Origin of the sequence: Mucilaginibacter yixingensis (genome assembly GCF_041080815.1) — a bacterium.
In the GTDB taxonomy this organism is placed as follows: domain Bacteria; phylum Bacteroidota; class Bacteroidia; order Sphingobacteriales; family Sphingobacteriaceae; genus Mucilaginibacter; species Mucilaginibacter yixingensis.
In genome coordinates this window covers 212902-227919 of the sequence record NZ_CP160205.1, presented here as the reverse complement: position 1 = coordinate 227919, position 15018 = coordinate 212902, and the positions used below count along the sequence as shown (strand labels likewise).

Annotated in this window: 8 protein-coding genes; 1 reads left to right on the top strand and 7 read right to left on the bottom strand. The window is 45.3% G+C overall.

Annotated elements, in window-relative coordinates; translation table 11 throughout:
* Positions 1-5: 5 nt before the first annotated feature.
* The 6 genes from ABZR88_RS01035 to ABZR88_RS01010 all read right to left on the bottom strand — a co-directional run bounded on the left by ABZR88_RS01035 (position 6) and on the right by ABZR88_RS01010 (position 12768).
* Positions 6-2957 carry a DUF6298 domain-containing protein gene (locus ABZR88_RS01035; RefSeq protein ID WP_146166559.1) on the bottom strand — a complete coding sequence of 984 codons (2952 nt, stop codon included), beginning with the start codon at positions 2955-2957 and terminating at the stop codon, positions 6-8.
* Between the two features lie 201 nt (positions 2958-3158).
* A complete protein-coding gene (locus tag ABZR88_RS01030; protein ID WP_107829242.1) occupies positions 3159-4823 on the bottom strand; it encodes a thrombospondin type 3 repeat-containing protein in 1665 nt (554 codons plus the stop codon).
* Positions 4824-5270: 447 nt separating this feature from the next.
* Positions 5271-7115, bottom strand: a complete 1845-nt coding sequence (locus ABZR88_RS01025) for a RagB/SusD family nutrient uptake outer membrane protein (protein ID WP_107829422.1) — start codon at positions 7113-7115, stop codon at positions 5271-5273.
* Between the two features lie 13 nt (positions 7116-7128).
* Positions 7129-10377, bottom strand: a complete 3249-nt coding sequence (locus tag ABZR88_RS01020; protein WP_107829243.1) for a SusC/RagA family TonB-linked outer membrane protein — start codon at positions 10375-10377, stop codon at positions 7129-7131.
* Between the two features lie 76 nt (positions 10378-10453).
* Positions 10454-11137 (bottom strand): DUF3826 domain-containing protein, encoded by a 684-nt coding sequence (locus tag ABZR88_RS01015; protein ID WP_107829244.1) that lies wholly within the window; start codon positions 11135-11137, stop codon positions 10454-10456.
* Positions 11138-11151: 14 nt separating this feature from the next.
* Entirely contained in the window at positions 11152-12768 is a 1617-nt protein-coding gene (locus ABZR88_RS01010; protein ID WP_107829245.1) for a fucose isomerase, read from the bottom strand.
* Positions 12769-13232: 464 nt separating this feature from the next.
* Here ABZR88_RS01010 and ABZR88_RS01005 point away from each other — a divergent pair, with 464 nt between their 5' ends.
* On the top strand, positions 13233-14123 hold the full coding sequence (locus ABZR88_RS01005; RefSeq protein WP_107829246.1) for an AraC family transcriptional regulator: 891 nt from the start codon (positions 13233-13235) through the stop codon (positions 14121-14123).
* Positions 14124-14350: 227 nt separating this feature from the next.
* Here ABZR88_RS01005 and ABZR88_RS01000 read toward each other — a convergent pair whose 3' ends face one another.
* Positions 14351-14560, bottom strand: a complete 210-nt coding sequence (locus ABZR88_RS01000; RefSeq protein WP_170113630.1) for a hypothetical protein — start codon at positions 14558-14560, stop codon at positions 14351-14353.
* Positions 14561-15018 lie beyond the last annotated feature (458 nt).

Here is a 15018-nt window from a genome sequence, read left to right as displayed (position 1 = left end):
AGGTTTTAGTTTCGGGTTAACCACAAAACGGCATCACCGCTTCTGGCGGGTTTTATTTCCACGCCGCTGCCGCCTTTCACCTGCTCAGCTGTTGTTGCAGCACCGGTGCGAGGCTCAATCCATTTTGCAGTATAATTGGTTCCATTGGCCAGATTCAGCTTAACAGCCTCACCGCCACTGGCATAGACAATCATTCCCTTAGTATTCCCTATAGCCCATTGATTTTTAGGCGCGCCCGGCAGTTCAACCGGCTTCATGCCAGATGCGTCGGACAAGAACTGTTTATCGGTAGCGGCCGGCAGTACCGGTAATGAACCGCCTGCAATAAACACCGCCCAACCAAAGTGCTCAAAGCCATCGGCATTGTAGATTACCGCCTTGTCAGGATATTTGGTGGTATAGTCATGCACGGCACGGTATACCTGCTCAAAGTTGCTGGCTTTAGGGTGGAAAATACGTTCCTGCTGGCGTGGCGCTAAACTCTGGCCGCCAATTGGGGCATACAGTTTACCGCTGCCCTCATAATACCAATACTCAATATTAATTACGTTGATGGTTGGCGCCAGAGCCGGGTTAGCCAGAATGGCGTCCTGCACATCTTTGGTAGTGCTCAGGCCAATAACTTCTTTCTTTTTATGAGCAGCTTCCCAGGCTTTAATGGTTTCTACCCAGAACTCTGCAAAATGCAGCGGACCGGTATACTCGGCACTGATGTACTGGATCACGCCGTTGTTATCGACAAAATTGTCCAGACATTTGTTAATGTAAGCGATGTGGTATTTACGGCGGGCCGGATCTTTCTCATCATAAAACTGCTCGGCCATAAACTGGCGTTTGTCGCCCGCGTAGTTAACAGGCTCTGGGAAACCGGTGCCGTTAATGTTGTTGGCGGTGCGCCATGTAAAATCGGTATAGTGAGCACCAGCCTCAATAATGTTGTGTTGGAAGTAGTTTTGATGGATCAGTACAAATCCGCGCTCATCGGCCAGATCTGCAAACTGTTTCAGGCGGCTCCAGTACCATGGGTTGTATTTGGTCAGATCGTATTTGCTCAAACCATCATACGCAGTTTCTTTACCGCTGCGGGCAAAAGGCATCTCGTAGAACGGAGGCCAAACATCGCCATCCTCGCGGTGGATACGCTCGTGGTCATCACGACGACGGTCATACCACAAGCCGTAGTTATGTGCTAACGCGATGGTGTGACTGGCCTGCATCCAATCGGCCACGGCAGTCAGGTCATCGGTTAAACCGGTACCGGTGCGACCTGGTACCCAACGGGTAACATCAGGCTTAGCTGTTTTGTCAATATAATCAGGGTGTACGGTACCGTTCCACCACGGTGCTTCAAAATGACGACCTTGCAGTACGGTGTTACCACGTACCAGCCAGCCGTTAAGCACCTGCATTTTAGGAGCAAGAGCTGGTGCAACAGGAGCTTTAACACCAATCTGATCGATAGTTTTTGCGCCGCCTGCAGCAACCGAAATTGGGTCGCGGGTTGGTGCGCTGCCAATCCAATCGTTAACAGTGGTAGCTTTCATACGAGCCTGTTTCATCAGCTCGGCAGCTTGTTCTATAGTTGGGCTGCTTGATGGTTCGCTTGCAATCATCAATATAGCTGCTTGCTTGCTTACATCTTTACCTAAGCGATTAGCTAGCTGCGCATAGTAAAAGCTACGCGGATTGATGCTGCTGTTTGACTCTTCCCAGTAACCATCGCCGCCAAATTGCGCCCATGAACCGAATGACCAGTTTTGTGCGGTTGGCGGTTTATAACAGTCGATGCGAGATGCGGTACAGTTCCAGAACGTGCTGTTAGCAGCAGCCCAGCCGGCACCCTGACCATCTTGCTCGCGGTTTTTGTAACTGAGTGGTTTGCCATCAATCGATACTACGTCGAACAACACGCCCGATGCCCAGCTGTCAATAGCACCGCTAAAGCTGTATGAGCGTGTAGCCTGGCACTGCACAAAGGCATTAGGGCCTGGTGCACAGAAGCCTGTTGCATAATCATGGAAACCTTCGTCTGAATATAAACGCTGGAACAGGGTTTGACCACCCATAGTCCAGAACGTATTGCGACGCTGACCACCAATTTCAGATACCGGTGCCAGTGAGCGACAATCCTGCACGGTAATACGGTTACCGGTCTCCAGCACAAACACTGCAGAAGCGGCAAAGTGCATAAACGTTACCTGGCGTACCCAGGCATCGCTCACGCTCGCCATAGTAATCGCCATCCAGCGGTGTGCTTCGTCTTTAGGGTTAGCAGCATCGTAAACCGAGTTTAGGCACAGGTTTTCTACACCCACCTGGCTAATGCGGCCCGGCCAATCATAACGGGCAACAAAGCCGCCACCAAAGGCGGTATCTAATGCTGTTGTAAGCGGTGCATCAATAGTAACCTCGTTACCATTAACAGCTACCACCTTGCGGTCAAAATGCAGATCGTGCTCGCCTGGTTTCCAGCCCAGCGCACTCAGGCCACCGCCAAAAGTAACGGTACCTAAAGTTTCGATCCATTTTTGTGTACTTGGCCTGCGGATGCTGATGTTATCGCCAGCTTTTAATCCGTTTGCCGAAGCCACATGAAAAGTTAATGCGTTTACAGGTACATATCCATCACTAATCTTTACCTCCGATGCCTTCCGGCGATCATCCTTACCTGCTACCTGTATCAAGGTTGCGCGGTCTAAGCCTGCACCTACCAATACGGTACCATCTGTACCCATGCCACTGCCGCGTAATACTACGCCAGCCGCATTGATCTTGAGGCTACCGTTTACCTGGTAAGTACCTTTATCTAACAATACCGCACCACGGATGCCATTGGCATCGGCCGGTAATGTTGCTACATAATCTAATGCTGATTGGATACGCAACGTAGCATCGCCCGGTTTTACAGGAACTACTACTTTAACAGGAGCATCCGGAATAGCTTTCTCAGAAGCCATGTACCCGCAGTAAGAATAATCAGGAACGCGATCGCCATTTGGGGCTGCGTTATATTCTAATTTGCCTTTGCTGTAAACAAGCGGAGGTACTGGTTTAACAGGTTTTTTTTTGTCCTGTGCAAACAAGGGTGTGTGCATCAGCACACACCCTGTTATCAACCAAATTATTTGATGGAGATTTCTTTTACGCATCTTCAATTATTATTTCAATGATGCTAATGGTTTTTCGCCTTTAGCTGCAACAGTGTTCAGCCAAACTTCGATATTGCTATAGCCACCGCCGTTTTTAGCTGGCAATGCGCTGTCTTTAGGATCTTTCGGGTTCAAGCCGTGAGCAACTTCCCATGCGTCTGGCAAACCGTCACCGTCTGTGTCTTTGTAAGGGGTACCCTGGTAGTTAGGGTAACCGCCTACCTGCCAAGGAGCAGTGATGATACCTAATTTGTAAGAGTCTTTAGGCAGTTTACGCACTTTGAACTGGAATACAGTATCGGTGTTGATTTTGCTATCGTAAGCAATTTTACCGGTACGAACCTGCTCGGTAATACGTTTGTCTACCGCGTCACGCACCGGCAGTGTAGCACCTGCGTTAGCAACAACATATTTGTAAGTTTCCTGTGCAGTCATGATATGATCTAATGGCGGCATGTAGAACGGAACGTCAGATTTCATAACGTCTTTGTATTTGCCTGCATCTTTCAATTCGCCATGACCGTCATCAACCTGGATACCGCCATTCCACGGATCTTTGGTTACTTCCGGGTAGCCTTCCATGATGTTACCAGATGCATACACGCGACCGAAATATTTTTCTTTCAGCTTGCTGCGGCCTGACTCTGGTTTCAGGATACGGTGACCAACCGGAGCGTCTTTAGGCGTAACCGGACCTGGTTTGAAGTAGTTGTTGATAACGTTGTAGTTAGTGGTGTAATCGCCACCGTCCATTGAGCGGTGATCCCAGTTAAATACCACGTTGTTGATGAAGTTATATACACCGTTCTCACCTACTGATGGGTTACGGCCGGTGTTATCAGCCCAAAGATTACGGGTTAATAAGCTGTTCTCGCCACCGGTTGTGCTACCGAAAGCGTGGTTCCAGTAATCCAGTGATTCTGAGTAAATACAGTTTTGGGTAGTGATGTTAGCAGTTGGCAGTTTCTGCTCTTTAGAGCCGTCTTGCGGATCGAACATGTGACGGTACATCGACATGTTTTCGTCCAGACCCCAGCTAGCCGATACGTGGTCAATAATGATGTTACCTACCGGATTACCACCGATAGCATCATCTCTGCGACCTACGTTAGTTTCGCCACGACGGAAACGCATGTAGCGGATAACCACATCATGAGTATCTACCCAGAATGATTCGCCAGCCACACAAACACCATCGCCAGGAGCGGTTTGACCTTCAATGCTGATGTACGGAGCACGCACACTGATAGGAGTTTTGATATGGATAATACCAGCTACGTTAAATACAACGATACGTGCACCACCTTGCTCACAAGCCCAGCGTAAACTGCCCGGACCGTCATCGTTCAGGTTGGTTACCACGATTACTTTACCGCCACGGCCGCCCATAGTCCATGCGCCGCCACCTTCAGCACCCGGGAATGCAGGGATCTTAGCATGCAAAAAGTCGGTAGAGCGCGAGCCCCATGGCACGTAGATTTTGCCTTTAGCACGATCTGCCTGAATGATAGGCATAGCTACTGCAAATGCAGAGTCTGAGTGCGCCTGGGCACGTTTCATCAAAGCTGCGCTTGCCTGTTGAACGGCCTGCGGCACTTGTGGATACTGCGCCATTGCGGCCTGCGCGGTTAGCGCAGCGGCGACAGTCAAGATTGGTAAGAATTTGTTTCTCATCGTTTAAATTATTGTCAACCTAATACTGAACTGGCAACAGTTTGGGGCGACCCTCGCTCAGGTACACAATGCAATACGATACAATGTGCTAAACCTGTTGGTTAAACTTGGGGGCTTTAGGTATTAAATTGGATTTTTATTTAATGCTTTTTCAAATATCCGTGCTTAAAAATGCGGATTTATGTAATATGTTGACTAACTATTGTATGATTTTACCATGCCACAACTTTTAGCTTTGCGAGCAGGACAGTGTCGCACAGTTGTTACAGAACAGGTATAAAACATGGCCTATATGCCTAAAAAACACACTAAAATGGTTACAAAACACAACCATTTACTTTGTAAAAATTGTGTTAAAATGATATAGGAAAGAAGGCGGTTTGCCTGAAACAAAAAAGGGGGAGCAAATGCTCCCCCTTTTGGATATATAAGTAATGTATATACTTACTATTTGGTTGGGTCAAATGAACCGCCCCAAGTGTTATTTTGCACCAGGTTAACGTTATTGTTAAGTGATGTTGTTGGAATACCAAAGAAGTAATCAGCAGTTTGATATGCGATGTTATAAGTATCCAGTGTTTTGGTTGAAACCACAAAGGTACCTGCACCAGTAGTATTATACATAGCATCAAGGTTGGTATTAGCAGAAGCATCACGCGTATTCAAGATATAATCGGTGAAGTTTGTACCGCTCTTAGCCAGCGTAAATACAACACCAGATCTTCTCTTACCGTTCAGTGTGCTTTCCAGCAATTTTCTTCTTCTCAGATCCCAGTAGCGTTTACCTTCAAAAGCAAACTCAATCTGGCGCTCTTTCATAATCGCTGTAATCATCTGATCGTGATTCATGCCAGTAGTTAAACCATACATGTTGTCGGTACCAGCTTCAATACCAGCTCTTTTACGGATAGCAATCAGGTTGGCATAAGCCTCCTGTGCAGTACCCAAACGGCCCAGTTCAGCAGCCGCTTCGGCCTGGTTAAGCAATACCTCGGCATAACGAATCTCAATCCAGTCGGTACCAGAATAGGTAAGGTTAGAGTTAGTAATGGTCGGATCCACACCTTTACGCAGGTACAGACCGGTGGTGCTGGCAGATGACTCGGTTGACTTAACTGCAGTTGCAGAACTATAGTAATAATAAGTCCACAGACGATAAGCCGAGTTACCTTCTAACGACCAGTTACAGCCATTGTAGGCAATAGTCTGAGCGAAGCGAGGATCGCGGTTGTTGTAGAAGTTCTGTGCAGTATAAGCATACTTAGAGGTCAGCGTATCTTTACCATCTTTCATTGGGAAAGCACGGGCTAAATCCCAGGTAGGCTGGTTGCTACCACTACCACCTAAGCTTTTTGGAATAGTACCGCCGGTGTAGCTGTTATTGTTCTGATAAATATCGGTTGTTGATGTGTTGTACTCAGTAACCAATACTGCTTCAGGGTTGCCTGGTTTGCCACCAGAGATACCACCTTCTGTTGTCCACATGCTTACATCCCATTTAGAGTATAAGCCGTAACCACCTGTTGTAAGGGTTGCAATAGCAGCAGTGTTAGCATCATAAGCAGCCTGCCAACGCGCCTGATCATTGCTGGCGTTAAACTGAGGGCTAGCCCAGGTTAACAATACACGACCTAAGAACGCTTGTGCCGCGCCTTTGGTAATGCGACCGTAATCAGCAGTATTTGGCCAGTTGATAGGAAGCGCAGCAATTGCAGTGTTCAAATCGCTCACTATCTGGTTAAATGTTTCGGTAGTGGTATTACGTGGTAATGCAGCAGCTTTTTTTGCTTCGTCGCCAACAGCATCTAATGGGGTAGTTACAATTGGCACGCCACCATACAGTTTTACCAATTCAAAATAACGGTAAGCACGCCAGAAATAAGCTTGAGCGTTATAACGCGCTTTAACGCCATCTGCCATGGTACCCGCATTAATATCGCGGATAAACATGTTAATGGTACGAATTTTAGTATAGTTACCGCTGCTTGCAGATGCACCCAGATCAGTAACCGATTCGATAGTAACTGTACCTTTTACAAAAGCGTTGTCAGAATAAGCCTCGTCTGTTAAACCGCTTAACTGACCGCTGATGGTACCGCCAGAGTTACCGAACCAGCTAGGCTGGTTCTGGCTATAGATATAATCCATGCTTGACTTGGCAACAGTTGAGTCATTGTAAACCTGAGCAGCTGTAAAGTTACCCAAATCTTGCTTGTCCAGCACTTTTTTACAGCTACTGAACATCAGTGCTGCTGCGCCGGTTGATATAATGATTGCAAATACTTTTCTCATGATTGTGAATATTTTATAATCCAACATTTATACCCAGCGATACTGTTCTAAGACTTGGGTAGGTATACATACTAGTCTGGAAATCGCGATAGTGATCCGGGAACGGATTGATAAACTGGATAGGGTTTGTAGCTACACAGTATACTCTTGCGCTTGAGATACCAATTTTCTTGGTCCATGCAGCTGGAATGTTATAGCTCAAGTTAGCGCTTGTAACGTTGAACTGAGTGGCACTAACTAACCAGAAATCTGATGTAAGGGTATAGTTATTAGTAAAATATGGTGCAGGATATTTAGCGCTGGTGTTAGATGGAGTCCAGTGATCTGACCACCATACCGGACGGTTATCTGCAATAGATGCGCCGGTTGAAGAGCTTGACTGGTTAAATGGTTTGATACCATCCATAGTAGTCCAACCACCCCATGACAGACCCATAATTACGTTAAGGTATACCGGACCGTAACCTACGCTCCAGTTCAAGCCCATATTGTAGTGGTTGCTTGATTTGTTTTTAACGTAATACATGTCTTTCGCATCAATGATACCGTCACCGTTTACGTCCTGATAGTTGATCATACCTGGTTGAACAGCATCACCCTGGATTTTAACGTTGGCAGCGCCACCTGCAGCTGCTGCACGCTGTGCGATGATAGCGTCAGCATCAGCTTGTGTACGGATGATACCTAAAGAGTGGTAACCATAGAATCCCAAATCACTTGATCGATTGGTAGGATCCTGAATGGTGCCAATCAGACCAGAAGATACGTCGGCACGGATGGTTTTGTTATCAGACCAAGCGAAGAACGGTGTAAAGCTATAAGTAAACTTGCTACCGATATGATCACGCCAGCCAGCTGAAACTTCCCAACCGAACATATTAACGATGCTATAGTTCTCTGTTGGTACAGCAGCACCAATTGTAGCAGGTACTGATGAACTCAGTGTGGTCAACATATCATAGCCGTGGTTCCAGTAGTAATCAAGGGTTAAGTTTAAACGGCTTTTCAGCATAGTCACATCCATACCGTAATCGGTTTTGAAGATGTGATCCCAGGTTACAGCAGTATTCGGGATAGCTACGTTTGTTTGGATACCGATGCTACGGTTACCTTCGCCAAATACAGCACCACCGCTGCTACCGGTACCCAGTTTATAGCTGGCCTGATATTGATAAGCTTTGGTATTATCTGTACCTGTTAAACCGGCAGAAGCTCTGAATTTCAACTGATCAAGCCAGGTGAATTTATTTTTCAGGAAAGGTTCTTCTGATGCCACCCAACCCACTGAAGCAGATGGGAAACCGCCCCAGTTGTTACCGTCTGCAAATCTTGAGCTACCGTCTGCACGATATACCAACTGCACCAGGTATTTATTATCATACGAGTAATTTAAACGCGATATGAAAGAAAGGAAACCAAATTGGCTTACTTGTGAAGACTGGTTTGAGGTTTGGGTACTAACGGTGAATGTTTGATAAGGTAATGCACCTAATACCACACCATCTGCCTCAGCTGCTACGCCTTCCGCGTTTTGCTCACGCTGCTCATATAAAGCAGTAGCGCTAATGCTATGTTTACCAAAAGTGCGATTATAGTTTAAACCAGCATCTAACTGATAAGTGTTAGCAAAAACAGGGTTTAAACGCACACGGTCGCCGTTGCTTACGTTTTTAACCTGTAAAAGTGCGCCGCCCGGAATGTGGCTGTTTGCACCGGTACCAGCATACTGATAATAGTTGAATGAAGTACCGAACTGCTTGTTGTTAGAAGAGTTTAAGTTCTTATTCATGGTTGCAGTAGCGGTTAAACCTTTAACACCAGGAATTTCATAAGTAATTTTACCCATCAAGTTGGTTGCAGTTGAGTTAGACTGGGTAAAGTTGTTTGAATTTTGTACCTGGAAGAAGTTAAGGTTATCATAACCACCGTTAGCATTTACCAATAACACAGGGTTGTTATTAATAAAATACTCTTGCCAAGGCTGTACGTTCTCTAAAGAAGCAGCATCATTATCTAAGCTTTCTGAAGTACTGGCCAGTTTATACCAGTAGCTACGGCTATACTGAACGTCGGTACTTAATGACGCCAAAATAGTTAAACCTGTTGCTGGTTTAGTTTCAATGTTTGCTCTTAAACCGTATTTGTAAGAGTTTACACCAGAAAAGTTTGAATTGGCGTTAACAAAATCGCCACCAACAAAGTAAGTAGTCTTTTCGCTACCACCGCTAATGTTTACGGCCTCACGCTCTGTATATGCGGTTTTGAAAGCCTCTTGCAGATAGTTGTGGCTGTGGTTAGCAAAATAAGCCATCTCATCTGAAGTATACCAGGTAGACAGAGAAGGATCTGTTGTTTTAACACCATTGGTATATTTGAAACCATCAGCATCATAATAGCTGGCGTTATTAGGAACACCTGGTGTAGTTTGCATCTGCAATTTGCCGGTATAATAATCATTCACCCATGTAGCTAATTGTACAGAGTTCATCATTTTAGGCAAAGTGGTAGCATTAGCCGCACCTACTGAGCTGCTGAAGCTAACCTTAGGAGCGCCCATTTTACCTTTTTTGGTACGCACCAAAATAACACCGTTTGCACCCAATACACCGTAAATAGCTGCTTCAGCATCTTTCAGTACCGAGATGTTTTCGATCTGGCTAATGTCCAGAACGTCAAAGTCAGCCTGGGTACGGATAATGTCGTCAATTACATATAACGGAGTGATACCCTGGCCGTCTTTAGAATAGCTTGACGGGTTACGGATAACGATAGTGGTACCCTGGCCAGGTCGCGAAGTACCACCTGATATACTAAGGCCAACTGTAGTACCCTTAAGGGCTGCACTGACACTTAATGCAGGGATATCTTCCACTTTTTTCAGATCGACGGTAGAAACCGCTCCGGTCAATGTGGCTTTTTTCTGCTCGCCGTAACCGGTAATTACTACCTCGTTAAGGTTACTTGCGGTTGGGACCAGTTTAAAGTCGGCATTTCTTTGATTTGCAGAAACTGACTTTTCCTGATAGGTATAACCGATATATTTAACGGTGATAACTACCGATTGCATATCAGTTACAACAATTGAGTACTTACCATCAATATCTGTGGTAGTACCTTTTGAGCTACCCTTTACCTGGATACTTACACCCGGCAGGGTCTCGCCTTTTTCACCAGTTACCACGCCTGAAATGGTTCTGGTTTGGGCAAACAACGCGTTGCTTAACAAAAGCAACACGGAAAACATGAGGAGAATTCTTCTCATACAGTTTGGTTTTTTAGATTCATACTCGGTTAATTACTATTGGTTGGATTTTACTTGGATTGGAGCTAGGGCTTTATCAGCCTTTATCTTTACCGGCGGCTTCCTGGCGCGCTTTGATTCTTTGCTGCCATTCTTCGCCTGCTTTTTTCATATCATAACCCTGTTTAGACAGGTAATTGTTAATGCGGCCTTTGTATTTGCCAAACACTTCGTGTTTTTTGTTTGCAGATTCTGCATCGATAGCCAACTCGCGGGCCTCTACCAGCCATGCCATGATCTGGGTTTTCTGCGCTTCGGTAAGGTTTGGCAGTTCGTCCATATAGGCATTATAGGTTACATTAAGCACGTTAAACGTCATGCCGTTTTTTACTGCTGTAATTTGATCTGGCGTAAGTTGTTTACCTAATTTGGTCAGGTATTCTTTGTGCAGCACGCTCAGTTTTTGGTTTACGCTGCTATCTAAAGCGGCAATCTTAGCGTTAGCAGCATTCTTATCGACGCCAGCGGCATCTTTAATGGCTTTTGCCTCGGCGTTGCGACCGTCATGAATAGTACCCAATGCTTTATATTGATCGGCAATAACCTCACGCACCTTTTTAAATTTAACAGAATCGGTTACGCCGATAGTGGTTACAATTTTGCCCGCACGCTCGGTGATCACCTTGTTATAATCGGCCTCACTTTGTTTGGCTTGCGCCGAAACTGCTCCTACACTTACAATTGGTAACAGTAACGTTACAATATATTTCTTAATGTTCATAGTCTCTTTTCTGATTAATTTAAATTTACGTTTCCGCAGAAATGTACCTGGATACCCAGGCCGGCCAGTGCTGCTGCCTTTACACGGCAGGCTTTGTGCGCAGAAGCCTCATCATTTGTATATACTACATGGATGTGGTTAGCCTTGTGGCGACCCATCATCTGATCGCGACTCACGCCGCTCAGCGTAGCGTGCATAATTGGCCAAACCGAAGTGGTTGATTCCCAACGGCGCTGAGTTTCTTCTTCTGGCAGTTCAACGCTTTTACCTACACCTAAATCGGCATGCAGGGCGCCGTCCATTACGTAGATGCGGCTCCAAACAATATCGCCTGGTTTGCTTACACCTTTTAAGCTACCGCCACCCAGTTTAAAATACATAGCCGGCTGACGCTCGCTGCTGGCGCCTTTATAACCACCAACAAAATGCGCCGGAGGTACCGCACCAGAGATGAGGAACACCCAAACAAAATCATCCACACCGTTGCCTTTGTAATGTTGGCCCCAACGCAAATCATGCAGTGTATTTTCGCCTGGCATACGCAGTTGTTTCCACAGCTGATAGGTTACCAATGCATCAATTCCGGCACACTCGTCAACCTCGTTAAAATGCGGCAATGCTTCACCAGCATATAATTCGCGGCCATCAGTGCCATAAACCGGCGGGCGGTCCTGGTTATTTAGTAAACCTTCTACCAAATCGCTGGCAGGCACCAGGTCTTTCAAACCTTGCTGATATTGGATGCCGATAGTGCTGCAGCCAAACTCGTCGGCCAGGCGCACTGCGGCTATATACATTTTACATTGCTCCAGGGTTTGTGCTTCGGTCAGTTCGGTCGCACCGTCTGTACCCCATTCAAAGTGCATGCCTTTGGCCAGCAGCCAATCCAGAACTTTGCGGGCCTCAGCATCAGTAACCTCACGCATGGCAGCATACAGGGTAGACTGGCTCAGGCGCTCTTTGAACAAACCGGTTGGGTGCAGCAATTCGTCAGGTACAATGGCATTGTACATGCCCATGCAACCTTCGTCAAACACGCCCATAATGGCTTTGTTCTTTTTAAACTCGGCAGCAAAATCGTTACCCAGTTTCAGCTCGTCAACAGGAATAGTTACGCTGCTCAGGCTTTTGATATGGCTGGTATCGTGTTTTACCTCGCCGTTTTCCAGCCATGTTTTCAGGCCGCCAATAAAGAAATCGTCATCAAAGTTCTCGCTCCACAGGGTGCTGAAGTTTACACCTGCTTTAGCTAATGAACCATTTATATTAAGCATACCTACCAAACCTGGCGCAGTACCGCTCCAGTTGGCAATGGTAATAATAGGACCTTTGTGAGTTGTTAAGCCAGCCAGCACGTGATGGGTATATTGCCAAAGGCTTTCTACCACCATCAGCGGTTGCTCCGGATCAAGGTTACGGAACACTTCCATACCCATTTTTTGAGAATCAATGAGACCGTGGCCTTTTGCTGCATCATAAGGGTGAGCACGTTTTACGGTGAAGCCCAGTTTTTCTACCGCTTCGGTAAGCAAACGCTCCACTTTTTCCTGCTCGGGCCAGCAAATCTGGTTGGCCGCTAATCTCAGGTCGCCGCTGGCAACCAGTAGTACTTCTTTATTGTTAAAAGACATCTATTCTGTTTCTTTTAGATTGTGTTGTTGGCAACAAATTTCCAGTATTGATCAATTATTTTAAATGGCTGAGAGGATTGTATTTGAAGTTGATAAATCCTTAACTGTCGGGACGACAATTGAAGCGCCATTCAATTCATAGCTCAACACCGGCTTTAAACAAAATGTATAATTAATTATCTTGGTTTATATCTATAACTGCAGCATATTGGCCTTAAAACCATACTACAATAACAAATATCTATCAATAGATAGTTCCATTACTCCATGTATTTATCAACTTATTGTACGATATTAGCATCCGATTTCAAGACATTGAAATCTGTTCCAGATAATTTTATTTTATTTACAGCGTTGTAATCAGATCAAAAAATTACTTAATTTTATTAATTGCCCCAGCAGGCAAAAGCCAACAACCTAAGAGCATTTTTTGATTTTATTGCACCGCTAACCGAAGTACCGAGATGAAACCTCATTTTCTAAAAGTTGCTGTAAAGCCACAAAACTCTTTTAGTATCCGTCATGATATTCTGCCCACCTTTAGGGGTATATGGCATTATCACCCGGAGCTTGAGCTGCATTATGTAATAAAAGGCGAAGGTGTACGCTTTATTGGTGATAACATCAGCAATTTTTCTGCCGGCGAGGTAACCTTACTGGGCGAAAACCTGCCGCACTGCTGGCGCTGTAAGGAAGAATACTTTGTACCAGAGTCTGACCTAAACGTAGAGGTTATCGTAATTCACTTCCTGCCGGATTGCCTGGGCCGTTATTTGCTTAACCTGCCCGAGGCTTACCTGTTGCCTAAACTTTTTGAGAAAGCCAAAAGCGGCATGTCTTTCACCGGCAAAGCTCGTACAGAGTTAACCAAGTTAATGCACCAGGCGGTAGAGGCTACCAACATTGACCGCATCATTGTGCTGCTCTCCATATTGAAGGTACTGGCAGAGACAGATGAGTTTGACAACATCACCCTCTCGCCAAGCGATTTCCACCAATCTAACGAGTCTGATACCATCCGTTTAAATAAAGTCTGTTCTTATACCCTGGCTAACTATAAGAAGGAAATAGGGCTGCAGGAGATTGCCGCTATTGGCAACCTGAGCGTAACCTCATTCTGTCGTTATTTTAAGCTGATGACGAAGAAAACATATTCAGATTTCCTGACGGAGATCCGCATTAGCCATGCCTGCCGTTTTTTGATTGAGGATAAAATGCCTACCGAGGTATTGTGCTTTGAGTGTGGCTTTAACAATGTATCTAACTTTTACCGCCACTTTAAAAAGGTGACCAACATGACGCCACTGGAGTATAAGCGTAAATATTTGAAAGGACAGCCGGCGGAGTTTAAATAGGAAATCCACTATCCCATCATGCCATTTTCTTTCTCTTGTCATTTTGACCAAAGGGAGAACTATTTTCTTGAGTGATAGCGAAAAAATCTTAGCCCCCATGCTTTTATGTGAGTATGTCTATCGTCTAAGATTTCTCCTCACGCCATACTGCCTCCCCTCGCGCTGTTCGTTCGAAATGACATGAGGGTAAAAATAAGGAAGCCCGAACTTGGCTCAAGTTCGGGCTTTTACTTTTCCGCCTTTTTTCTGACTAAACTATCTTGTATTGTTTCGAGCAATTGCCAGTTCCCGTCTTTTCGCTTCTTCACCTTACAAGAAAGATATATTTCTCCATCAGGACCGCTTAATGAAACCTTAAAATACGCTGGGTTATCTGTCTTCTTAGGAAGATTATGCTCATAATAAGAAAAGGACTCAAAGCCGCCAATCTTGTTCATCAAATCCTGATTATTCTTCAACTGCTCTACTCCTTGATCAAATGAGTTCGGGGTGTTAAAAAAAAACACACCTCACCATACAATATCCCGTACCAGCTAAAACCGCCAGAATTAAATATATCTTCAGCGCTTTTGCCCGATCTGAAGGTGTTTTAAGATAAGTCTTAAGATAAGGTTTAAAGAAAGCAACACTCAGCAATGCAGATCCGATTATTGCAACCAATGCGAGGATTAAAGCCAACATACCATTTCTAATTAAACACAATAATAAGAAAGTTGGAAGATGATTTGACCTTTAGCCAAATCATCTTCCAACTTTCCGCGACGGGGTGCATCCTCTAAAAGATTTTCTCACTTCGCTCAAGGAAATAGTTCTCCCGTTGGTTGAAATGACATACGGGTAAAAAGCAGAAGGCCGAACATGAATCATGTTCGGCCTTCTGCTTTTATTTTATGAG